General features: G+C 70.9%; 16 protein-coding genes, 1 tRNA gene and 1 pseudogene. 8 read left to right on the top strand and 10 right to left on the bottom strand.

Features of this window, described 5'->3' with window-relative positions; genetic code table 11:
• Positions 1-2: 2 nt before the first annotated feature.
• On the bottom strand, positions 3-2,060 hold the full coding sequence (locus tag AC2XR2_RS19715) for a DUF8823 domain-containing protein (RefSeq protein WP_491515849.1): 2,058 nt from the start codon (positions 2,058-2,060) through the stop codon (positions 3-5).
• 154 nt (positions 2,061-2,214) lie between these two features.
• Positions 2,215-4,716: a D-alanyl-D-alanine carboxypeptidase gene (locus AC2XR2_RS19710; protein ID WP_491515848.1), complete on the bottom strand. Its 2,502-nt coding sequence runs from the start codon at positions 4,714-4,716 to the stop codon at positions 2,215-2,217.
• Positions 4,717-4,951: 235 nt separating this feature from the next.
• Here AC2XR2_RS19710 and AC2XR2_RS19705 point away from each other — a divergent pair, with 235 nt between their 5' ends.
• From AC2XR2_RS19705 to AC2XR2_RS19695, 3 genes are all read left to right on the top strand, one after another.
• Positions 4,952-5,707, top strand: coding sequence for a GOLPH3/VPS74 family protein (locus AC2XR2_RS19705; protein ID WP_123761411.1), 756 nt, complete (start codon positions 4,952-4,954; stop codon positions 5,705-5,707).
• Between the two features lie 341 nt (positions 5,708-6,048).
• Positions 6,049-6,918: a helix-turn-helix domain-containing protein gene (locus AC2XR2_RS19700; RefSeq protein WP_123761410.1), complete on the top strand. Its 870-nt coding sequence runs from the start codon at positions 6,049-6,051 to the stop codon at positions 6,916-6,918.
• A 190-nt stretch (positions 6,919-7,108) separates the two neighbouring features.
• The gene (locus AC2XR2_RS19695) at positions 7,109-7,300 is read left to right on the top strand and encodes a DUF397 domain-containing protein (protein WP_007382715.1); all 192 of its coding nucleotides are present in this window, start codon (positions 7,109-7,111) and stop codon (positions 7,298-7,300) included.
• A 137-nt stretch (positions 7,301-7,437) separates the two neighbouring features.
• Here the strand turns inward: AC2XR2_RS19695 and AC2XR2_RS19690 are convergent, their stop codons facing one another.
• A complete protein-coding gene (locus AC2XR2_RS19690) occupies positions 7,438-7,935 on the bottom strand; it encodes a glutathione peroxidase (protein ID WP_123761408.1) in 498 nt (165 codons plus the stop codon).
• Positions 7,932-8,975 carry an ArsR/SmtB family transcription factor gene (locus AC2XR2_RS19685; RefSeq protein ID WP_330266244.1) on the bottom strand — a complete coding sequence of 348 codons (1,044 nt, stop codon included), beginning with the start codon at positions 8,973-8,975 and terminating at the stop codon, positions 7,932-7,934. The genes AC2XR2_RS19690 and AC2XR2_RS19685 overlap by 4 nt, the downstream gene beginning before the upstream one ends.
• Before the next feature lie 73 nt (positions 8,976-9,048).
• Between AC2XR2_RS19685 and AC2XR2_RS19680 the strand changes: the two genes are divergently transcribed.
• A complete protein-coding gene (locus tag AC2XR2_RS19680) occupies positions 9,049-10,239 on the top strand; it encodes an MFS transporter (RefSeq protein WP_491515847.1) in 1,191 nt (396 codons plus the stop codon).
• A gap of 39 nt (positions 10,240-10,278) precedes the next feature.
• Here AC2XR2_RS19680 and AC2XR2_RS19675 read toward each other — a convergent pair whose 3' ends face one another.
• From AC2XR2_RS19675 to AC2XR2_RS19660, 4 genes are all read right to left on the bottom strand, one after another.
• On the bottom strand, positions 10,279-11,655 hold the full coding sequence (locus tag AC2XR2_RS19675; protein ID WP_491515846.1) for a T6SS phospholipase effector Tle1-like catalytic domain-containing protein: 1,377 nt from the start codon (positions 11,653-11,655) through the stop codon (positions 10,279-10,281).
• A 121-nt stretch (positions 11,656-11,776) separates the two neighbouring features.
• The gene (locus AC2XR2_RS19670; protein WP_330266247.1) at positions 11,777-12,694 is read right to left on the bottom strand and encodes a peptidoglycan recognition protein family protein; all 918 of its coding nucleotides are present in this window, start codon (positions 12,692-12,694) and stop codon (positions 11,777-11,779) included.
• Positions 12,695-12,947: 253 nt separating this feature from the next.
• Positions 12,948-13,634, bottom strand: coding sequence for a polysaccharide deacetylase family protein (locus tag AC2XR2_RS19665; RefSeq protein ID WP_491515845.1), 687 nt, complete (start codon positions 13,632-13,634; stop codon positions 12,948-12,950).
• On the bottom strand, positions 13,634-14,302 hold the full coding sequence (locus AC2XR2_RS19660; protein WP_381307596.1) for a glycoside hydrolase family 11 protein: 669 nt from the start codon (positions 14,300-14,302) through the stop codon (positions 13,634-13,636). The genes AC2XR2_RS19665 and AC2XR2_RS19660 overlap by 1 nt, the downstream gene beginning before the upstream one ends.
• 324 nt (positions 14,303-14,626) lie before the next feature.
• Here AC2XR2_RS19660 and helR point away from each other — a divergent pair, with 324 nt between their 5' ends.
• The 4 genes from helR to AC2XR2_RS19640 all read left to right on the top strand — a co-directional run bounded on the left by helR (position 14,627) and on the right by AC2XR2_RS19640 (position 20,768).
• A complete protein-coding gene (helR, locus tag AC2XR2_RS19655) occupies positions 14,627-16,792 on the top strand; it encodes an RNA polymerase recycling motor ATPase HelR (RefSeq protein WP_491515844.1) in 2,166 nt (721 codons plus the stop codon).
• Positions 16,793-16,914: 122 nt separating this feature from the next.
• Positions 16,915-18,429 carry a glycosyltransferase family 2 protein gene (locus AC2XR2_RS19650; RefSeq protein ID WP_491515843.1) on the top strand — a complete coding sequence of 505 codons (1,515 nt, stop codon included), beginning with the start codon at positions 16,915-16,917 and terminating at the stop codon, positions 18,427-18,429.
• Between the two features lie 3 nt (positions 18,430-18,432).
• A complete protein-coding gene (locus AC2XR2_RS19645; RefSeq protein WP_491515842.1) occupies positions 18,433-19,569 on the top strand; it encodes a glycoside hydrolase family 113 in 1,137 nt (378 codons plus the stop codon).
• The gene (locus tag AC2XR2_RS19640; RefSeq protein WP_491515841.1) at positions 19,566-20,768 is read left to right on the top strand and encodes an acyltransferase family protein; all 1,203 of its coding nucleotides are present in this window, start codon (positions 19,566-19,568) and stop codon (positions 20,766-20,768) included. Before AC2XR2_RS19645 ends, AC2XR2_RS19640 begins: the two co-directional genes overlap by 4 nt.
• Positions 20,769-20,857: 89 nt before the next feature.
• Here the strand turns inward: AC2XR2_RS19640 and AC2XR2_RS19635 are convergent.
• Both AC2XR2_RS19635 and AC2XR2_RS19630 read right to left on the bottom strand, forming a co-directional pair.
• Positions 20,858-21,076, bottom strand: a pseudogene (locus AC2XR2_RS19635) (Uma2 family endonuclease); the annotation flags it as partial.
• A gap of 128 nt (positions 21,077-21,204) precedes the next feature.
• Positions 21,205-21,277, bottom strand: a tRNA-Arg gene (locus tag AC2XR2_RS19630).
• Positions 21,278-21,618 lie beyond the last annotated feature (341 nt).

Here is a 21,618-nt window from a genome sequence, read left to right as displayed (position 1 = left end):
TCCTACTTCAACTCATCCGGACAAGGCGTCCCACGAGGCACCGTGTACGGCGCCGCCAACCGATACGTCCCCGCCCGCGGCGCCAGCAACATCGTCCACTTGTCCCCGTCCGCGTCCTCCTGCGTCTCCATCAGACACCCGTTGAGGTTCTCGAAGACCTTCGGCGAGGCGTCCTGCTCCTTCGACGCCTCCGTCTCCTGCGGCGGCTCCACCTTCTTGCCGTCCGCGTCGACGATCGACAGCCACGGCGAGTAGGGGATCCGGATCACGATCCGCCCGGCCTTGCGCACCCGCATGGTCATCTCACCCTGCGCCGCCCGGTCGACCACCGTGTTCGGCGAGGCCAGCGGCGCCGGGTCGGTCACCCGGAACAGCTGCCAGTTCGCGTCGCCCCAGATCTGCTTCAGATACGGCATCCCGCGCTGGACCAGCTCCCGCTCCCGCTCGCCCCCGGCCCCGTCCGGCTCGTCCTTCGGCACGACCACGAAGTGCACGGCCCACCGCTGGAGCCACTCGTGGTAGTTCGCGGAGTTGAGGGTGTCGTCGTAGAAGAGCGGGTTGCGCTCCATGTCGGCCTGCCGGTTCCAGCCCCGGGCGAGGTTGACGTACGGCGCGAGCGCGGACGCCTCGCGGTGGGAGGCGGCCGGTACGACCTCGACGCGGCCCTTCTCGGCGCCGACTTCCTGGAGCTCGTTGACGAGGGGCGCCAGCTCGCGCGCCCAGGACGCGGTCGGGGTCGTGTGGACGACGTCGTCGACGGACTTGAAGCCGATCCACACGGTGAAGCCGGCGAAGGCGACGACGACGGCGTACCACTTGCGGGTGCGCGGCACCGTGAACGGCAGCGCGGCCGCCAGGGCCACCCCCGCGAACAGCATGGACAGGCGCGAGATGTTCGAGCCGATCTGGGAGCTCACCAGCCAGACCAGGACGACCGAGAGGCTGTAGACCCCGGCCGTGATCCGGACCGTCGTCCACTCGCGCGGCACGAGGAGGTAGACGAGCAGGCCGTAGGCCAGCGGCAGCAGCACCGAGGCGATCTTCATCGGCTGGGTGCCGGAGAACGGGAAGAGCCAGGCCGACACGGCGACCACCACGGTGGGCGCGATGCCCAGCGCCCAGGCGCCCGGCCGCCGTTTCTGGAGGAAGAGGGCGACCGCCACCAGGCCCACGAACAGCCCGGCGACCGGGGACGCCATCGTGGCGAGGGCCGCGAGGGTGGCCGCGCAGGTGGCCTTGGCCCAGCGTTTGTGGCGCCAGCGGTGCGGCCAGCAGAAGACGACGGCGACCGCGCCGAGCGCGAAGACGGTGCCGAGGCCGAAGGTCACCCTCCCCGAGGCCGCGTTGCACAGGAAGGCGAAGACGCCCGCCAGCGAGGCCCACAGCGGGTTCCGCACCGACCGGCTGCGGATGAGGATCAGGGTGAGCAGCCCGGCCGAGACGGTCCCGGCCAGCATCATCGTCGTACGGACGCCGAGGACCGACATCAGGTACGGCGAGACGATGCTGTACGACACCGGGTGCATGCCGCCGTACCAGGCGAGGTTGTACGCCGAGTCGGGGTGCCGGCCGACGAACTCGGCCCAGGCGTCCTGTGCCGCGAGATCGCCACCACTGTTCGCGAACGTGAAGAACCAGACGATGTGGAGGATGCCGGAGAGCGCGGTGAGGGAGAGGACCGGGTGCCGCAGCAGCCGCTCGCGCAACGCGAGGAAGGCGGTCCTGGCGCGGCCGGCCCCACCGGTTCGGGGGTGGCCGGGCACGGCTCCGGCGCTCCCGGCCCCGCCTGCGTCGGCGGTCGTGGTCTCGACGGGTCCGGCGGTCGCGGTCTCGCCGGGTCCGGCTTCGGCTCCGGCTTCGGTGGTCGCGCCGGATGCGTCGGTCCCGTCTGCGGCCGTGGTCTCGTCGGCGGCCCTGGTCTCGTCGGCCCCGCCGGACTCGTCGACCCCGTCGGCCTCAGGCGATCTGTCGGTCCCGGGCTCCGCGGGCACCCGTATTCGCGGGCCGGTACCCGGGCCCGGGTCGGTCTCGTCGGCGCGTGTCGGCTCCGCAGTGGCCACCTGAAGGCACTCCCCGTGGTGTCCCGTCTTCATTTCCGGCCGCGTCCCAGCGGCGACCTGCCCCGGTTCGTGACGCTAGCACGCGGCCCGTCGGCCGGAACCCGGACGGGGTCCGGCCGACGGGCCGACAAGGCGCGTCCGACCCGTTTCCGGGTCAGCTGACGCGGGTCAGCTTGTCGGCGAAGCCCGGCTCGGTCAGATCCTTCTGAAGGGTGACCGGGACCGTGACCGCGCCTCCGTCGCCGTCACCGACGGTGAGGGTGCCGACCTTGGTGCCGGCCTTCGCGGTGTGCGGTACCTCGTCGGCGGTGAAGGACAGCTCGACCTTGAGGCCGGACCAGCCGACGGCGGTGACGTCCTTGGTCAGCACGACGGGGGTGTGCCCGCCGAGCCCGTCGTCGACGTACCCGACGACGTCGCCCTTCTTCAGGATCGTGGCGGACTTCAACGCGTCCTGCGCCGCCAGGATCAGCTGCTTCCCGGCGGCCAGGGCGCCCGCGAGGATCGTGTTGTCCTCACCGCCGGCGGGCTGGCGCACCACGGCGCCGATGATCCGGTAGGTCTCGCCGTTCACTTCCTTCTTGGCGGCGAAGACGAGGTTGCCGAGGGCCGAGGTGGTGGTGCCGGTCTTGATGCCGACGACGTTGTTGTAGCCCACCAGGCGGTTGTAGTTGTTGTGCTTGTTGCCCTTGTAGTCGAAGTACGACATCACGGCCGCGACCTCGCGGAACGCGGGCAGCTCCATCGCCTTCCTGGCCAGCTTCACCTGGTCCACGGCCGTGCTCACCGTGGTGTTGTTCAGGCCCGACGGGTCGGTGTACGTGGTGTTGGTCATGCCGAGGTCCTTGGCGGTGGCGTTCATCTTGCTGACGAACGCCTTCTCCGACCCGGAGTCCCAGCGGGCGAGCAGTCGGGCCACGTTGTTCGCGGACGCGATCAGGATGTCCGTGAGCGCCTCGCGCTGGGTGATGCTGTCGCCCGCGGTGACGGGGACGGTGGACTCGTCCTTGGCCGTCACCTGGTCCTGGGCCGCCTGGTCGATCTTGATCTTCGGACCGTCGGCGCCGGACTTGAGCGGGTGGTCGCGCAGGATGATGTAGGCCGTCATGACCTTGGCGACGCTGGCGATCGGCTGGGGCTTCTGGCCGCCGGTGGAGCCGAAGGTGCCCACGCCCTGCACGTCGAGGGCCGCCTGGCCGTCGGCGGGCCAGGGGATGTCGGTCTTGCCGCCGTCGAAGGTGTACGTCTCCTCGGCGGTCAGCTTGAGGGTGGGGTCGGGCAGCGGCCGTACGGACTGCGCGATCGCGAACACGACGATCAGGAGCAGGACGAGGGGCGTCCAGATCTTGACGCGGCGGGCGACGGTGCGCAGGGGGCTGGGCGGGGGTGGCGGAGTGTTGGTCAGCTCGGCCAGGAGGTCCAGCGGGGGTTTGGGCGGGAGCGGCTGCTGGGTGGTGCGCTCGGGGCCGACCTGGGGGACGGCGGCGGTCTCGTCCGCCTTCGGGCGCGGGGTGGGGGTGCGGGGCTCGTCGAGCGGCTTGAGCGCGACGAACTTGCTGGTCCGCTCGGCCTCGGCCTCGGCCTCCGGCTTGGGCTCAGGCTTGGCCTCGGGTGCCGCCTTGCCGAGCTTGAGCATGGTGGTGGGCTGGTCCACGGGGGGCCGGGGAGCCTTGAAAACAGCGGTCGGCTGATCGACGACCGGCTCTTCGTCGGCTACGGCCGTCTCGGCTGCCGCCTCTGGTGCGTCGCCCTTCGCCTCGTCGTCCGGGGTCTGGTCGTCGTCGTCCGGCCGGCCGTCGGTGGGGGCTTGGCGCGCAGTTCCCCGCGCCCCTGCGGAGTCCGGCTTCTCGGCGTCGGGATCCTGCCCTTCGTCGGATGCAGCCTCCGGTGCCTCGCCCTTCGCTTCAGCGTCCGGGGTCTGGTCGTCGGTGGGGGCTGGTCGCGCCCACGCGGCGGCAGCCGCAGATTCGGCACCGCCCCGCGCCCCTGGGGAGTCCGGCCTCTCGGCGTCGGGATCCTGCCCTTCGTCGGATGCAGCCTCCGGTGCCTCGCCCTTCGCTTCAGCGTCCGGGGTGCCCCCGTCCGTCTTCGACACCCACGCCGCCACCGCGTCCCGAAGACGCGCGTCGCCCTCAGCAGTCGCCTCGTCACCCTCGTCGGCGGCGTCCCCGGGCTCCTCCTCGGAGTCCTCGGGACCCTCGTCCGAGTCCGCGGCCGCCTCGTCACCGGCGTCCTCGGCGTCCCCGGACCCCTCCTCGGCGTCCCCTGACCCCTCGTCCAAGTCCGTCGCCGTGTCGCTCTCGACCGTCGTGTCAGCCGTGTCCGTGGGCTCCGCGGCCTCAGAGGGCGTCTCCGTGGCCTCGGGGGACCCGTCGGTGGGCTCGGTGGCCGTGGGGGCCGGTTCCGGCTCTGTGGGGCTCTCCTCGGGCTTCTCGGGCTTCTCGGGGGTCTTCGGGAGGTCGCGGACCGAGAAGATCCTCGTGGCCGTGTCGACCCCGCCGAGGGAGACGGACTCCCGGGCCACCGCGAGCCGGGGGTCGGGTGCCGAACTCCTCGCCTCGGGAACCGGACTCGCGCTCCCCGACGTCGGTTCTGCCGACGACTCGCGCTGCTTCGACCTGTCGGGGGACTCGCCCGCCACCGATGCCTCCTCCATGTGCCGCACGTGATCGGTATCCGTCATCGTGCGTCTGCCGAACCGTTGATTCGCCGCCCGGGCAACCGCCACACCACGCTGTCCGAACCATGTACCAGTGTCCTGTGTGTGGGCCTGCCCCAGCCGGTAGACGAGAACGACATACCTACTGGTTCCACTACAAACAGGTCACGCACCCTCGACAGATGAATGTGAGAGGGGTCACCCTGTCTTTCATCCACGCGGGGAGGCATGGATGGGCAGGAGCCGCAGAACACTTCCGGAGGAGCTTCTGCTGCTGGCGTTGGACCCGGCCACGGGTACCACCGCACAGCCGCAGTCGCTCGACCTCGGTCTGGCCGGAGCACAGCTAGTGGAGCTGGCGCTGGCCGGACGGATAGCCCCAGACGGGGATCGTATCGCCGTGGTAGCCCCACGGCCGACAGGAGATCCGACTTTGGACTGCGCGTTGGAGTTGCTGCGAAGGCGTGGCGCTCCCGTGCGGGCAGTGAACTGGATCGGCGGGCCGCGTCTCGGGCTCCGCCAGACCTACCTCTCGCATCTGGAGCGGTGCGGCATGGTGCATGCCGTGGCGGGTCAGATGTGCGGAGTGCTGCCGACCACCCGCTACCAGGCGACGGACAACGAGATCAGCCGGGAGATCAGGTCCCGACTGGACTCGGCGATCCGCACCGGCGTACCGCCGGACCCGCGGACCGCCGCGCTCGCCGCCCTGGCACACGCGGTCGGCCTCGGCAAGCACCTGTACCCGGGCAACGAGGGACGCTCGTCCCGCTCCCGGCTGCGGGATCTGATCAGGCACGACCCCATGGGCGGTCTCGTCGCGCACGCCGTGATGGACGTCCAGAACGGCGTGGGCGCACAGCCACGCCGCAGCCCGGCACCGGCCGGCCGGCAGGCCGCCCCCGGAGCCAGGCCCGCGCCGGAACCCGCTCGTGGTGTTCCGATGCAACCGCGCCGAGGACCGATGGCGCGCGCCGTGGCCCACTGAGCCGCAGTCCCACGGCACCGGAACGGCACGACCCGCACCACACCGGCACGACCCGCACCACCGCACGACCCGCACCACCACAGCGCCGCACCGTCAGTCCCCAGAGACCGGTTCGGGAGCCGCTGGTCCGCGCGGGGCGACGGAACCGTACGTCCGCACAGCGGGCGTCGACGGTTCCGCCGCCCCGCGCGGCCGCATGTTCGGGCCCGGCTGCCCGTAACTGACGTGCACGCGGCGCATATACACCGTTTCCCAGCGGTAATAAGCACCTTGGTGGCAGTCTGCTCAACAGCAGATACGCAAAGTCAAGAACGAGGCACGCAGCCGGAGGTGCACGTCCCGTGGCGTCCAATGTCAATCCCACCGTCAGGCGGCGCCGGCTGGGCCAGGAGCTCCGCAGGCTCCGCGAGCTCAAGGGCATGACGGCCGAAGAGGTGGCCGAGCGGTTGCTGGTGTCGCAGTCGAAGATCAGCCGGCTCGAGAACGGCCGCCGCAGCATCAGCCAGCGCGACGTCCGCGACCTGTGCGGGGTGTACGAGGTCGAGGACCAGCGGATCGTCGACTCCCTGATGCAGATGGCCAAGGACTCGCGCCAGCAGGGCTGGTGGCACGCCTTCGGCGACATCCCGTACAGCGTCTACATCGGCCTGGAGACCGACGCCGAGTCGCTCAGGGTGTACGAACCCCAGATCATCACCGGCCTGTTGCAGACCCGGCCGTACGCCGAGGCGATCGTGCGCGGCGGCGCGCCGGAGGCCACGGAGACGGAGAACGACAAGCGGGTGGAGGTACGGCTGCGCAGGCAGAGCCGGGTCGCCGCCGAGCGCGATCCGCTGCGGCTGTGGGTGGTCCTGGACGAGGCGTGTCTGCGCCGGGTCGTGGGGAGCCGGCAGATCATGCGGGAGCAGCTGGAGTACCTCGTCGAGATGTCCCAGCAGCCCCACATCACCGTGCAGGTACTGCCGTTCGACGTCGGCGCGCACCCGGGCCTGAGCGGCCAGTACTCGATCCTGGAGTTCTCGGACGCGGCCGACTCCAGCGTCGTCTACATCGAGGGCGTCACCAGCGACCTGTACCTGGAGAAGGCGCACGACGTGCAGAAGTACACCGTGATGTACGAGCACTTGAGGGCCCAGGCGCTCAACGTCGACCAGTCGCGTCAGCTGATCGAGGACCTCGCCAAGGAGTACGCCCGGGAGTACGCCCGTTGAGCCTCTTCCCGACAGGGCGGGCCGGATAGTACACCCCGGGCAGGCCCGGCTGGAAGACTCCCCTGGAATATGCCACCAGAAGAGTGAATGGCTGCTCCGAAAGAGGAAGTCGGCGAGTAGCGTCGATCACGCCAACGATCAGTAAAGGTTGGCGTAATCCGAACACTGCGCATCTGGCTACGGAGCGGATATGGCAATTCGTCTGGGCACCCTGGACACATGGACGACCTCCACCTACACCAACGCCAACGGGGCGTGTCTGATGGTGAGGTCGACCGAGGAGGAAGCACTCGAACTCGGCGACACCAAGATCCCCGAGGGGCCCAAGCTGGCCTTCCCCGCCGAGGCGTGGAGTGCCTTCGTGGCCTCGGTCAAGGTGTGACACCACGCCACCCCTCTACAACTGCACAAGCACCACCACAGAGCCCTCTCGACCAGATCGCCGTCCTAGCCGAGGGGGCTCGGCGCGTGCAGGAGCGTGGGTACGGCCAGGAACACCTGACTGCACCCACTTGCCGACTACGCCAGCGCCCCCTCCACCGCGGCCACGACCTCGTCCGACTCCGGCTCCGTCTGCGGCGAGAAGCGGGCCACGACCTCCCCGTCCCGTCCGATCAGGAACTTCTCGAAGTTCCAGCGGATGTCCCCGGTGTGACCCTCCGCGTCGGCGAAGCCCACCAGCCGCTCGTACAGCGCGTGCCGCCCCTCCCCGTTCACCTCGACCTTCTCGGTCAGCGGGAAGGTCACGCCGTACGTCGCCGAGCAGAACTCCGCGATCTCCTCGGCGCTGCCGGGCTCCTGCCCGAGGAACTGGTTGCACGGCACGCCGAGCACCGTGAAGCCCCGCTCCGCGTACCGCTCCTGGAGCTTCTCCAGGCCGTTGTACTGCGGGGTCAGCCCGCACTTGGACGCCACGTTCACGACGAGGACGGCCTTGCCGGCGTACTGCGAGAGGTCGGCGGAACCACCGGTGAGGGCGCCGATCTCGACACCCAGGGGAGAGGAAGAAGTAGTCATGAGCGGAGCCTAACTCCGCCCGGTGAATCCCCGGCTCCGGCCCCGACGGCCCCCGACGGCCCCGCCACGACCCGGGCGGCCCCCGACGCCTCCACCAGCACCTCCCCCGCCGCCGTCCGCACGTACAGCACCGACCGCCCCGCCCGCCGCCGCTCCACGAGCCCCGCGTCCAGCAGCACCCGCAGATGCCGCCCGACCGACCCCAGCGCCTGACCGGTCACCGCGACGAGCTGGCTGGTGCTGAGCGGGGCGTCCAGCAGGACGAGCACCCGGGCCCGCCCGGCGCCGAGCAGCGTGCCGAGACTCTCGGGCACGCTCCGGGCGCCTGGGTCGGCGAGGGCGCCCGTGCAGCCGTAGACCAGGGCGTACCGCCTCGGCTCCTCCCACGTCGCCCAGCCGCGCCCGGCGGTGACCGGGACGAAGACGAGCTCCGCGCCCCGGATGTCACGCGGCGGGCGTTCGTGCCGGTTCACCTGGAGCCGGTTGCCGCCGAGCCAGCGGGTCTGCCCCGGCAGCAGGGAGTCGATGACCGCCGCCCAGCCGCCCTGGCTCACCTGCGCGGTCCGGGCGACCACGTCCGCCTCCAGGATCCGGCGCCGACGGTCCCAGTACGGCCGTACGGTCGCCGTCCAGACGTGGGCGAGGAGCGCGGCCGCCCGCTCGGGGAGGTCGTCGCGCTCCAGGGCGGCCGGGAGCGGGCCGCGCAGCGAGACCCGGACGTCGGCCCGTGCCACGGCGGGGTCGGTCGCCCGGATGCGGGCCAGGGTGTCCTCCAGGGGTGTCCCGTCGCGTGGCAGGGGTGCCAGGAAGTCGGCGATCCAGGACGTGCCCATCCCGGAGCGCACCAGCAGCGCGGTCACCGGGTCGGCCGCGAGCCGGGCGCGGTAGGCGGGCAGGTGGGCGCGGAGCCAGGCGTCCTCGCCCGGGTGCGCCCCGGTGCCGGTGTTCAGCAGTCGCAGCGCGGCGAAGGTTTCGGTGAACGGGCAGACCACGAACCGGCTGCGGACCAGGGTGTCCCCGTCGACCTGCCACCAGCCCATGAACCCCCCGGTCGTTTCGCGGACGCGCGAAAGACTAACCGTCACCCGGCGACCGCTGACGACACTCCTCCGCATGCGCAGCTACCGCGAGCTCTTCCGCACCCCGGAGTACTCCCCCTTCCTCCTCTCCTTCGCCTCCTACGCGGCCGCCCAGACCGTCGGCGGCCTGGCCCTCGGCACACTCGTCTACCGGGCCACCGGCTCCCCGTTCCTGTCGGCGGTGAGCATGTTCGGGCCGCAGCTCGCGCAGTTACTGGGAGCCGCGTTCCTGCTCTCGGGCGCCGACCGGCTGCCCCCGCGGGCCATCCTGACCGTCGTCCCGCTCGCCTTCGCGGCGGCCACGGCGGTCCTTGCCCTGCCCGGCCTGCCGATCTGGGCGGTCTTCGTCGTGCTGCTCCTCCAGGGGCTCGTCGCGTCGCTGGGCGGGGGAGTGCGCGGGGGCCTGATGAACGAGATCCTCCCCAAGGGCGGTTACGTCCTTGGCCGATCGGTCTTCAACATGCTCTGGGGCCTGATCCAGATCACCGGCTTCGCGACCGGCGGCGCCCTCCTCGCCCTCCTGTCCCCGCGCGCGTGTCTGCTCCTCACGGCGGCCTGCTACCTGCTGTCGGCCGCCGTCACCCGCCTCGGCCTCACCGCCCGCCCGCCGCGCTCCACGGGCCGCCCGTCCCTCTCCGCGACCTGGCGCACCAACGCCCTGCTGTGGTCCTCGTGCCCCCGCCGCCTGGTCCTCCTCGGCCTGTGGGTCCCCAACGGCCTGATCGTGGGCAGCGATTCGCTCTACGTCTCCTACGCCCCCTCGGCCGCGGGCACGATGTACGCGTGCGGGGCGCTGGGCATGTTCGTGGGCGACCTGGCGGTGGGCCGCCTGGTGCCGCCCGCGCTGCGGCCCCGCCTCGCCACCCCGCTGCGGCTGCTGCTCGCGGTGCCGTACCTGTTCTTCTTCCTACGGCCCGGCATCGCGCTGTCTGTCCTGGCCGCGACGGTGGCCTCGGTCGGGTTCGCCGCCTCGCTGGTCCTCCAGGAACGGCTGATGTCCCTGACACCGGACGAACTCGCCGGTCAGTCCCTCGGGTTGCACGCCACCGGCATGGTCGCCTTCCAGGGCATCGGCGCGGTCCTCGCCGGCTCCCTGGCCCAACTGACCTCCCCGGCCACGGCGATGACACTCATGGCGACCGCGTCGATCGCCGTGACCCTGACGCTCTCCGCGCTCGGCAGGCGCGAGGAACGGCGTCCGGTGGCCCGGCTCGAGCGGGCGTAGGCCGAAGCCCGGAGCCCGCTCGGAGACCCCCGGCGGGGCTCAGCCCCGGAACACCTGCGGATACGGACACTCCTCCAGGGGCTTTCCGGGGCGGTCGGCCCAGCGCCACCACAGGTGCCGCTCGGCGCAGCGCCACAGTGTGCGGCAGGCGCGCAGGCCGTCGTCCTCGCGGTGCACCAGGAGCATGCCGCCGGACGTCAACGGCCCGTCGCAGGCGGGGCAGGGCTCCAGGGTCGGCACGGGCGCACTGTACGGGGGTTCGTCCACCCGCAGCGGCGCGTGGTCGACGCGCCGGGTGTCCCCGAAGATCCTCAGGTACTCGGCGAGCGCCGGCGGGCGGTAGTCGCTCAGCTGCTCGTACCGCGCGAGGACGGAGTCGGACAGGTACTCGCAGCCGTCGAGGACATGGTCCTCGGGCGTCCTCGGCTTCTTCGGGTCCCTCGGTTCCTCCGCCACTCCGATGGGCCGGTCCAGAACCCGGAACACCTTGTAGAACTTCACCCGCGAGTAGTGCCGCGGGCCCAGCGGGTCCGGTCGTACGGCGAAGTCGGCGCTCCTGTCCGGCTTCATCTCGTCGGGCCCCTTCTCGCTGAGGACCCGGGTGTCGAACTCGAGGCCGTAGCGGGCGGCGTGGCCGACCATCCACAGCAGGGTGAGGTCGGACAGCCCCGAGTCCGCCTCGCCGCCTCCGACGTCGGTGTGCACCCCGGCGAACCAGACCTGCCGCAGCTCCTGGCCCTGCTCGGCGGCGCCCTTCTGCTGGTGCCAGAGCGTCGGCGGGAACGCGGAGCGCTGTTCGTCGACGGCCAGGGCGTGGAAGGCGCCGTTGACCCAGGTGCTGAGGTCGGTGTCGTGGAAGGCCCAGCGCTTGTTGAAGCGGTTGACGAGCGGGCGCAGGAACCAGGGGGCCGGGACCGGGATGCCGAGGGAGCCGACCGTGTCCCAGACGCCGACGAAGCGGATCTCCGTCTCGTGGGCGTAGGCCTGGCGGAACAGGGTGGCCGCCACGCTGGTCGGCTGCTTGGTACGGCTGCGGTACAGCGCCCACGCCTCGTCGATCCGGTCGGCCTGCTCCCGGCGCAGGATGCCGCAGTTGCGCACCAGACCCGCCAGGCTGCGCGCGGTGAACGCGCCCCGGCTGAACCCGAACAGGTAGAGGCTGTCGCCGGGTTCGTAGGTCTGGATGAGGAAGCGGTAGGCGTCGAGCACGTTCCGCGACAGGCCGAGTCCGAACGCGCCGCCGCGCAGCCGTTCCGGCCGCTGGGCGCCGACCCCGCTGTGGTAGTACACCCGCTGTTCCGTGCCGACGGCGGTGCGTCGCCGTACCGCCAGGGCCACTTTGGCCACATTGGTCTTGTGCGACTGGTCGGCGCGATTCCAGGTCCCGTCGCAGCAGACCACCAGATGTCTGGCCATGCCGTGCCTCCTCTCCCCGCGGTCCTCGTAGACAGGACTCCGCGACGGTTCGGGAGATACAGCCAGTACCTCAGGGTCCGGGCCGGCCCGCAACTCGGTGGCGGGCCGGCCCGGCGGCGGGTCAGGCCACGACGGTGAAGAGCCCGGTCTTCTCGCCCAGCTTCGACAGCGAGGTCTTGCCGGGGATGCCGTTGGCGTCGGCGCCCGTGTAGCCCAGGTGCTTCTGCCACTTGGCGTAGGCGGCGACGGTCGTGGTGCCGAAGGAGCCGTCGCCCGCGTAGGTGCGGGAGAGGTAGCCGAGTTCGACGAGGGCCGCCTCGGTGAGGTTGGTGCCGGCCATGTAGCTGACGTGGCCCTGCTTGGCGCCGGGGTCGCTCTTCGCGGCCGTCACCAGCCGGGACAGGTCGACGCGGGGCTTGCCCGCGGGCTTCGACGGCTGCGGCTTGCCGGCCCCGGCCGCCAGCTGCTTCTTCACGTCGGCCCGGAAGTCGTCCATGTCGAAGCTCGGGTCGATCTTGCCCGGCTGGCACTCCTTGTGCCCGGCGACGGACTTCTCGCTCCAGCCGTGCGCCCGGCAGATCGCCGCCGCCCACAGCACGGCCTGCCGGTACTGCGCCTGCGGGTAGGGGTCGTTGCCCTTGCCGAGGTTCTCGATCTCCAGGCCGTACAGACAGTCGTTGCCGTCGGCCTTGGCCGAGTCGTCGTGGGGGAGCGGCTTCTCGTCGCGGAGCGCGTTGAGGACATCGATGTCGGCGTAACCGGCGTGGTTGGTACGGCCGTTGCCGATCATCCACAGTCCCGCGGTCTTGCCGAGCCAGGCATGGCACAGCGGCCCGGGCAGATCGGATCTGCCGTTGAAGCAGAGCTCCTTGTCGCCGTGCCCGCCGGTGTGGTGGATCAGCACCCCGACGACGGGACCGAACTTCTTCCCGGACTCGGCGTCGCGGTTGTGGGTCTTCCAGCCGGCGTGCTCGTGCACGGTGAGGCCCTCGGCCTTCAGGGCGGCGAGCATTTTTGCTGCGGACAGGGGAGTGGCCATGACTGCGTTTCCCTCCGGGAGGCGTGTGACGGCACGTCAAGCAGGCTGCGCTGGCTGCGTGTTGCCGGAACGTGATCGTCTCTCGTGCGGCTCATGATCGCGCCAATGTGTGGACCCTGTGGCGAAATCGCGACATTGACAGCCGAAGGGAGCCCTGGCCGGAGAGGTGTCCGCGGATCCGCGTTCGGCGCGGCGGTCCAAGGGGGGAAGGAGTACGACCGCCGCGCCGAGGCGGGGTCGCCGGGGCCGTGGGTCAGCCCGGCGCCACCGCGCGGCCGGTCTGGGGCGAGATCATGCCGGAGCACAGCCCCTTGGCGGCCAGCGTCTGGGCGATGCGCGGGATCGCCGCGCGGGTGTTGGCGGGCCAGTCGTGCATGAGGATGACCTGCCCGTTGGTGAGCCGGCCGACCGCGGCGACGATCGCGTCGGTACTGGCGTTGTTCCAGTCCTGCGAGTCGACCTGCCAGATGACCTCGGTCAGCCCGTACTTGGCCTCCACGGCCTTCACCGTCGCGTTGGTCTCGCCGTACGGCGGCCGGAACAGCCTCGGTGTGCCGCCACCGGCGTTCGCGATCGCCTGCTGGGTGCGGGAGATCTCCGAGTCGACGGCGGCCTGGCTCTGCTGGGTCAGGTGCGGGTGCGTGTAGCTGTGGTTTCCGACCCACATCCCGGCGCTGACCTGGGCCCTGACGAGCGCCGGGTTGGCGGCGGCGTTCTGACCCGTGTTGAACATGGTGGCCCTGAGGCCGTACTGCTTCAGGGAGTTGAGCAGGGTGGTGGTGCCGCTGCCCGGGCCGTCGTCGAAGGTGAGTCCGACGTATCCGGAACAGGCGGCGGCCTGCGCGGGGGCGGCAGGGGCGGCGGTGGCGGGAGCGGTGAGCGTGCCGGCGGCGGCCAGGGCGGCGGCGGCCAGTAACGGGAGGTGCGCCCGGGCCCTCATCACGCCACCGTGATGTTCGAGCTGCCGCTGCTCTGGTAACCCTCGGTCGCGAGGATCATGTAGTACTTGAAGCTACCCATCGGCATACCGGCGCGGGCCCAGGCGTCGAAGTGGTTGCCGGTGGTGATGGAGCCGCCGGTCCGCCTGGACTGCCGGACGCTCCAGTACTGGTTGAAGGTCTTGGTGCCTTCCACGGACGGGGCGTTGTAGCGGGTGGTCTGGTAGATGTCGTACGTCCCGCCGTCGCTGGTGACGGTGCCCTTGTACGTTCCGGTGGGCCGGTAGGTGCCCCAGTTGTCGACGACGTAGTACTCGACGAGCGGGTTCGACGTCCAGCCGTACAGGGCGAGGTAGGCGTTGCCGGACGGGCTGAAGCTGCCGGAGTAGCTGACCGTCCTGCGCGAGCCGTTGCTCCAACCCTTGCCGGCCACGAAGTTGCCGGTGTTGCGCCAGGAAGTGCTGTAGTTGCCGCCGGAGTTGAGGGTCATGGAGACCGTGCCCTGGGCGTCGGTCCAGAACGAGTAGTAGTACCCGTTGTTGGTCCCGGTCTGGTTCGTGGTGATGACCGTGGCGGCCTCGGCGGTACCGGGCAGTGCGAGGGCCGTTCCGGTCGCCAGGAACAGACCGCAGACGCTGCGGCGGGTGAGGTGTGCGGGTGTCGGATTCATGCCCGGTAGTTTTGGCGCGCTCCTGTCAACCGTCAACAGTTTCGGCAGATGTTTCGAACGATTCGGTATCCCTCTCACCTGAGGAAACCCGCGAAATCTTTCGGAAGATCGGCAAGAATGCCCGCACTTTGAGGGTGATCTCTCTTCGAATGTTTCGAAGAGCTTCCGGATGGCCCCCGGCCAAAAGAAAGGGCAGCGAGGTATATACCTCCTGCCATGTTCAACCTATAGCGCACCCGGGGACTTGCGGCAAGGCCCCCGTGAAGGCGCACACTTACCGGCCGTAGGCCCCACGGCCGCCCACCCCACCCCGGAGCTGCTGACTTGAATGCCCTGCCCACCAGCGTGTTCGACCTTTCCGACCGTCTCTCCGCGAAGGCCGACCCGGCGCTGATCGCCGCCGACGAACGGCACTTCGCGGCCATCGCGGCGTGCCTGGAGCAGACGATCGCCGAACTGTCCGACACCCTCGCCGCCACCCTGAGTGCGCCCGGCGGCATCGGCCAGGAGGCCATGGACCGGGACACCGAGATCCACCGTCTCAGCGCCCGGCTGCGCACCCTGCGCCGCTTCGGCCTGGACCTGTGCCTCGGCCACATGGTCGCGGCCGACGACTCCGAGCCCGTGTACGTCGGCCGGCTCGGACTCACCGACAGCGCCGGACGGCGGCTGCTCGTCGACTGGCGTTCCCCCGCGGCGGAACCGTTCTTCGGGGCCACCCACGCCAACCCGATGGGACTGGCCAGCCGCCGCCGCTACCGCTGGCAGGGCGGCCGGATCGGCGACTACTGGGACGAGGTCTTCGCGCCCGAGGGGTTCGCCGGGCACCACGCCTCGCTCGACGACCAGTCCGCCTTCATCGCCGGCCTCGGCACCGACCGCTCGGAACGGATGCGGGACGTCCTCGGCACCATCCAGGCCGACCAGGACGCCATCATCCGCGCGGGATCCCGCGGCGCGCTGGTCGTCGACGGCGGCCCCGGCACCGGCAAGACCGTCGTCGCCCTGCACCGCTCCGCCTACCTCCTGCACTCCGACCCGCGCCTCGGTCACCGGCGCGGCGGCGTCCTGTTCGTCGGCCCGCACCGCCCGTACCTGGCCTACGTCTCCGACGTGCTGCCCAGCCTCGGCGAGGAGGGCGTGCAGACCTGCGTCCTGCGGGACTTCGTGGCCGAGGGAGCCACGGCCGGGGTCGAGACCGACCCGGAGGTGGCCCGCCTCAAGTCGTCGGCGGACCTCGTGAAGGGCATCGAGAAGGCCGTCCGCTTCTACGAGGAGCCGCCCACCGAGGGCATGACCGTCACCACCCACTGGTCCGACATCCCGCTCACCGCCGCCGACTGGGCCGAGGCGTTCGACGCGGCGGAGGGCGCCCCGCACAACGACGCCCGCGACCAGGTCTGGAACGAGCTGCTCACCATCCTCGTCGACAAGCACGAGGGCGACGCCCCGGAGGCGCTGCTCCGCAAGTCCCTGCGCCAGAACCGGGAGTTGCTCACCGCGTTCAACCGGGCGTGGCCGCTGCTGGAGGCCGCCGACCTGGTCTCGGACCTGTGGACGGTCCCCGCCTATCTGCGGATGTGCGCTCCCTGGCTGGACCGCGACGAGGTACGCAAGCTCCAGCGCGCCGACGGTCAGGCCTGGACGGTGTCCGACCTGCCGCTCCTGGACGCGGCCCGGCAACGGCTCGGCGACCCTCGCGCCTCGCTCCGCAAGCGCCGGAACGAGGCCACCCTCGCCGCCGAGCGCGAGCGCATGGCCGCGGTCGTGGAGAACCTGAGCGCGGTCGCCGACGACGAGTACGGCATGGGTCTGGTGACGATGCTCAAGGGGGAGGACTTCCACCACGCCCTGGTGGACGAGAGCGCGCTCCAGGTGAGCGACCCCGACCTGCTCGCCGGCCCGTTCGCGCACGTCGTCGTCGACGAGGCGCAGGAACTGACCGACGCGGAGTGGCAGATGCTGCTGCTGCGCTGTCCGTCCCGCAGCTTCACGATCGTCGGCGACCGCGCCCAGGCGCGGCACGGCTTCACGGAGTCCTGGCAGGACAGGCTCGCGCGGGTGGGTCTCGACCGCGTCGGGATGGCCTCCCTGAGCATCAACTACCGCACCCCGGAAGAGATCATGAAGGAGGCCGAGCCGGTCATCCGCGCCGCCCTCCCGGACGCCAACGTCCCCACGTCGATCCGCAGCACCGGCGTCCCGGTGACGTACGGCGGGACGGCGGACCTGACCCCGCTGCTGGAGACGTGGCTCGCGGACCACCCCGAGGGCATCGCCTGCGTGATCGGCGACCCGGCGTTCAGGGCGACACCCCGGGTCCGCTCGCTGACCCCGTCCCTCGCGAAGGGTCTCGAGTTCGACCTGGTGGTCCTGGTCGACCCGCAGCACTTCGGGGAGGGCGTCGAGGGCGCGGTGGACCGGTATGTGGCGATGACGAGGGCGACCCAGCGACTGGTGGTCCTCACGAGCCCCGAGGGAACGGTGTGATGCCTGTGACGGGAATCATCTTCACGAAACGCACACTCTTCGTGCAAGGTTCGGCTTAGCACTTCGGGTGCTTTCCACCCCTGAGTGACAAGTCGTTCTTTGGCGTACTCAAGTGGGTGATCATGACCACCTCCGCGACCGGCCCGGGCGTACCGATGGCCGGCCCGGACGTCCCTGCGACCAGTACGGACGTCCCGGCGGCCGGGGGCCCGGACGTCCCGCCGTCCCGCCGCACCGCCCGGATGGTGAAGCGGCAGGCGGCCTGGAAGCCGGCCTTCCTGCCCTTCCTGGTGACGGCGGCCCTCGCCTACGCCTTCTCCTCGGCGCTGTACTCGCCGAAGGTGACGCTGATGGGCTGGGTGGTCACCGTCCTGTGGACGCTGCCCGTCGTCAGCTCGTTCGTCGGCGTCACCGGTGCCGCGCTGACCCGCCGCAGGATCGCCCGCCAGCGCGGCTGGACCGAGGCGGGACCGGCGCTGCACGACCGGCTCGTGGTGCTCGTCCCGACCATCGGCCGCAATGACACCTACCCGGCCCTCGAGCGGTCGGTGCTGTCGTACTGCGCGTTCCTGCCGAGCTGGTTCCCCGCCCTGCGCGTCGACATCCTCACCGAGGAGGGCTGCGAGGCCGCCGCCCGCATCGACGCCCTGGCCGCGCGCAGCCCCCTGATGCGCGTGGTCACCGTGCCGAAGGCCTACCGCACCCCGAACGGCACCCGCTTCAAGGCCCGCGCCAACCACTACGCCCACGAGCTGCGCATCGCCGAGGGCGAGGCCCTGGACGACGTATGGGTGCTGCACATGGACGACGACACCGGGGTCGGCCCGGACACCGCCGAGCAGCTCGCCCGCTTCATCAACGCCCAGCGCCGCGCGGGCCCCGAGGGCAAGCACCTCGCCCAGGGCATGCTGACCTATCCGCGCGAGAACGCCGTCAACCGGCTGACCTGGCTGGCCGACGCGATCCGCCCCGCCGACGACATCGCCCGCTTCGCCGTCCTCACCGGCGGCGGCACCCCGCTGGCCGGACTGCACGGCGAACTCCTGTTGCTGCGCGCGTCCATCGAGGCCACCATCGGCTGGGACTTCGGCCCCGACTCCATCTGCGAGGACGCCCACCTCGCCCTCGTCTTCGCCAGCCGCTACAAGGGCCGCAGCGACTGGTTCTCCGGCCGCAGCTACGGCGCGTCCCCCTCGACCATGCGGGACTTCCTCAAGCAGCGCGAGCGCTGGTCCTGGGGCCTGGTCGGACTCGCCTTCAACCGCAGCCTGCCGCGCCGCTCCCGGGCGCTGCTCATGTACAGCGTGACGACGTGGGTGCTCGGCCCCTTCCAGCACGTCGGCGTCGTCCTCGCGGTCGGCGCGCTGCTCGGCGACCTCAACACCTCGCCCGTCACCCCGTGGATCCTGCCCCTGTGGGCGGTGACCATGGGTTACGCGGTCTGGATGTACTGGGAGGGCCTGAAGATCAACGTCTCGGTGTCGGCCCACGGCCGCCGCCTGTGGTGGGAGCCGATCGCCGTGGTCGCCCTGATGCCGTTCTTCGCGCTCTGGGAGGCGGCCGGCTCCTTCCGGGGACTGCTGCGCTGTCTGCGGGGCGTGGAGAACCAGTTCGTCGTGATAGCGAAGCCGGCCTGAGGGATGCGGAAACGTTTCTACGGCCGTGTCGTGCTCTACGGCCATGTCGTGCCGGTGCGTCTCTACGGCCTCGTGGTGCTTGTCCTCCTGCTCACGGCGGGGTGTGTCTCCACGAACGCTCAGCCGGTGACCCCGGCACCCACGAGCCGGACCCCGGCCCCCGCGAAGGTCGCCCGGCCCTGGCGCCCCGGCGACCCCCAACTCGGCGCGCAGGTCCTCTGGTACGCCTACCCCGGCGAGACCGACGCGTCCGTGCGCACCAACGCCCTGCGCCTGGTGAACCACATGGTCGGCAAGCACATGAACGCACTCTCGGTGACGTTTCCCTTCGTGACCGCCGGCCCCACGGCGAGCCGGGTGACCGCCTCGGCGGAGACCCCCTCCGTACGACACCTGGCGATGCTCCTGGACACGGCGGCCGCGGCCGGCCTGCGCATCACCGTGCGCCCCCTGCTCGACGAGAAGAGCCTGGTGGCCCAGGACCCCCTGGCCTGGCGCGGCTCCCTGGCCCCCACCGACAGGACGGCCTGGTTCCGTTCCTACGAGGCCTTCCTCCGGCCCTATCTCACCCTCGCGGCCCGCCACCACGCGAACACCTTCGTCCTCGGCGTGGAAATGACCAGCCTGGAGGACGACCAGCACTGGCGCACGCTGATCGCGGCGGCCCGCCGGCTGTTCCGGGGCGAACTGTCCTACGACGCCAACTGGGACGACTACGTCTCCCGGCACGTGCCCGTGCCCGTGGAACACCTGGGCGTGGACGCCTACTTCCCCCTCTCGGGGCTCGGCGACGACGCCACCGTGGCGCAGATCGCCGCGGGCTGGGAGCGCTGGCTGGACCGCAAGAGCACCGGGAAGCTGCCCCGGATCGTGCTGAGCGAGGTCGGCATCATCGCCGAGAAGGGCGCCTACCGGCACCCGGCCGTCTGGAAGGGCGGCGGACAGCCCGACTTCACGGTCCAGAAGCGCTGGTTCGAGGCGGCCTGCCAGGTCGCCCGGGACCGGGACATGGCGGGCCTGTACTGGTGGAACCTCGACTTCCACGCCGACCCGGCCACCCCCTCGGACTCCCTCACCTCCTTCCTCGGCCGCCCCGCCGAGTCCGCCCTCACCTCCTGCTTCCGGACCTGGCCGAGATGAACGAACAGCACGACACGCTCCGCCTCCGCCTGATGATCCGCCCTGCTGCTGCCGCCGCTGCTGCCGCCGACCCGGACCGGGATTCCGCGGGTGCGGTGAGCGGGCGGCGGTACTCCGCCGTGGACGGACTACGGGGCGCGGCCGTACTGGCCGTACTGCTGCACGACACCGGCGTGGGCGGACGGTGGTTCTCCTGGAGCGGCACGGGCGTCGACGTCCTGCTGGTGCTCTCGGGTTTCCTCACCACGCTGCCCCTGCTCCGAAGGGCCACGGAAACCGGCAAGGCAGGCGTCCTGGGCTTCCTGACCCGCAGGACCAAGCGCCTGGCCCCGGCCCTCCTCATCTCGCTGGGCCTGACCCTCACGATCAGCTGGGCACTCGACTCCCCCCGGCTCTTCCGCGACCTGACCCGCCAACTCCCCTCCGTACTGCTCGGCTACGGCGGCTGGTCCGACTGGCTCCAGGGCCACCCCCTGGACACGGCGCCCACGCCGACCTCACCGCTGACCCCGCTGTGGCTGTTCGACGTCACCGCACGCTCAGTCCTGGCGTGGTCCCTCCTCCTGGCCTGCCTCTGCCTGCTGGCGCGCCGGAGACTTACGGGGCTGGTACTGGTGACGTCGCTTTTGACGGCGACGTTCGTGATGGCGACAGCGGCAGCGGCTGTGGAGGGCACCCCCCTCCACGGCCTGGACCTCGGCGCTACAAACATCGGAATGCAGCCCCTCTCCCTCCCGGCGGGAGCGATCGCGGCCTGCTGCGTCCACCTGGCCGAACGCACGACCCGCCCCCTGTCCCGCCGTACGGCCGCACTACTGACGACGACGGGCCTCGCGGCGGCGACGGCGGTGGCGGTGTCGGCGGTGCTGGGGGGCGCGGCACCGCACAGGAACCAGCAGTACCTGGCCGCCGCTGTCGCGAGCACGGCCGTACTCACGGCGACCCTCTGCACCGGACGAGGCCCCTTGTCCCGCCTCCTCTCCACCGACCTCCTCACGGAGGTCGGCCGCATGTCCGCCCCCCTCTTCCTCCTGCACCTCCCGATCTACTGGCTCCTCGAACGAGGCCGCCCCGGCCTCCACCCCCTGGCCCTGTTCCTGGTCGGAACAGCGGTGACCTGGTTCCTCTCCCTCCTGACCCACTACCTCCTGGCAGAACGCCTGGCCACCCGCAGCTGGCGCCCCGGCAACCGTGGCTGACTTCGCAGTGGCGGGAACCTGCTGGGCACGGCCCCCAACGGGCCAGACCTGGCCGAGGTCCCTTGAGGTTGCGACCTGCTCGATCCGCCAGTAGAAGGCGAGCCTGGCTGCACCACCTCCGCGACCAGCAGCACGTCTTCGGGGCGGGTGAGATGGTGCCCACCCGGTACACGACCACGTCCGGACGACATGTGGTGAGCGGAAGATCTTGACTCGGACCCACGAACCATGCCGCCCGTGATCTCGATACCGGCGCACTGCTCCTCGGACCAGGACTCGTACTCCTCCGCCGTGCCCTACTGATCCATCCACGCCGGGCCCACCCTTGACGCCACTCACACCCGCCTCCGTCGACTGAGCCGCGCCCGCCGAGCACGCAAAACGGCCCCGGACCAGAAGTCCGAGGCCGTGTAACAGCGAGAGCGCGAACGCACTGTGCCCCCGGCAGGATTCGAACCTGCGACACCCGCTTTAGGAGAGCGGTGCTCTATCCCCTGAGCTACGAAGGCGGGGGCTTGTGGAAAACCTTGTTGAAAATCCAGCATGTGGATCTTCAGCGAGGAGTACAAGCCCGCTGGTCAGACGCGGTGCAACGCTCTCCGCACGGTCATCTGAGCGGACAACGTCACGTACCAACGGCTGACCAGGGATAGCGTAGCGGATGCGCGCCAGTCAGGGGCCTCTGTATGGCGGCAGGAGGGCCGCAAGGCGAGTTGGAGTGCCTCTGACCTGCGGTGTCTGTGGCTTGCAGCTCGTGATTGGCCGATGTTGAGGGAGCCGGGGCTGAGGGCGGTTGGACCGTTCTGCTGCCTGTGTCAGATTGTGCGGCTACTTGCTGCCGTCTCGGGGG

The organism is Streptomyces sp. LS-MS-L19 (assembly GCF_058382285.1).
Note: the sequence above shows the minus strand (reverse complement) of the source record. Positions and strands in the feature narration are given on the sequence as shown.

Coding starts and splice junctions, on each gene's coding strand:
- AC2XR2_RS19710 (WP_491515848.1), bottom strand. CDS start 4,716: ATGGAGGAGGCATCGGTGGCGGGCGAGTCCCCCGACAGGTCGAAGCAG.
- AC2XR2_RS19705 (WP_123761411.1), top strand. CDS start 4,952: ATGGGCAGGAGCCGCAGAACACTTCCGGAGGAGCTTCTGCTGCTGGCG.
- AC2XR2_RS19695 (WP_007382715.1), top strand. CDS start 7,109: ATGGCAATTCGTCTGGGCACCCTGGACACATGGACGACCTCCACCTAC.
- AC2XR2_RS19690 (WP_123761408.1), bottom strand. CDS start 7,935: ATGACTACTTCTTCCTCTCCCCTGGGTGTCGAGATCGGCGCCCTCACC.
- AC2XR2_RS19685 (WP_330266244.1), bottom strand. CDS start 8,975: ATGGGCTGGTGGCAGGTCGACGGGGACACCCTGGTCCGCAGCCGGTTC.
- AC2XR2_RS19680 (WP_491515847.1), top strand. CDS start 9,049: ATGCGCAGCTACCGCGAGCTCTTCCGCACCCCGGAGTACTCCCCCTTC.
- AC2XR2_RS19675 (WP_491515846.1), bottom strand. CDS start 11,655: ATGGCCAGACATCTGGTGGTCTGCTGCGACGGGACCTGGAATCGCGCC.
- AC2XR2_RS19670 (WP_330266247.1), bottom strand. CDS start 12,694: ATGGCCACTCCCCTGTCCGCAGCAAAAATGCTCGCCGCCCTGAAGGCC.
- AC2XR2_RS19665 (WP_491515845.1), bottom strand. CDS start 13,634: ATGAGGGCCCGGGCGCACCTCCCGTTACTGGCCGCCGCCGCCCTGGCC.
- AC2XR2_RS19660 (WP_381307596.1), bottom strand. CDS start 14,302: ATGAATCCGACACCCGCACACCTCACCCGCCGCAGCGTCTGCGGTCTG.
- AC2XR2_RS19650 (WP_491515843.1), top strand. CDS start 16,915: ATGACCACCTCCGCGACCGGCCCGGGCGTACCGATGGCCGGCCCGGAC.
- AC2XR2_RS19645 (WP_491515842.1), top strand. CDS start 18,433: ATGCGGAAACGTTTCTACGGCCGTGTCGTGCTCTACGGCCATGTCGTG.
- AC2XR2_RS19640 (WP_491515841.1), top strand. CDS start 19,566: ATGAACGAACAGCACGACACGCTCCGCCTCCGCCTGATGATCCGCCCT.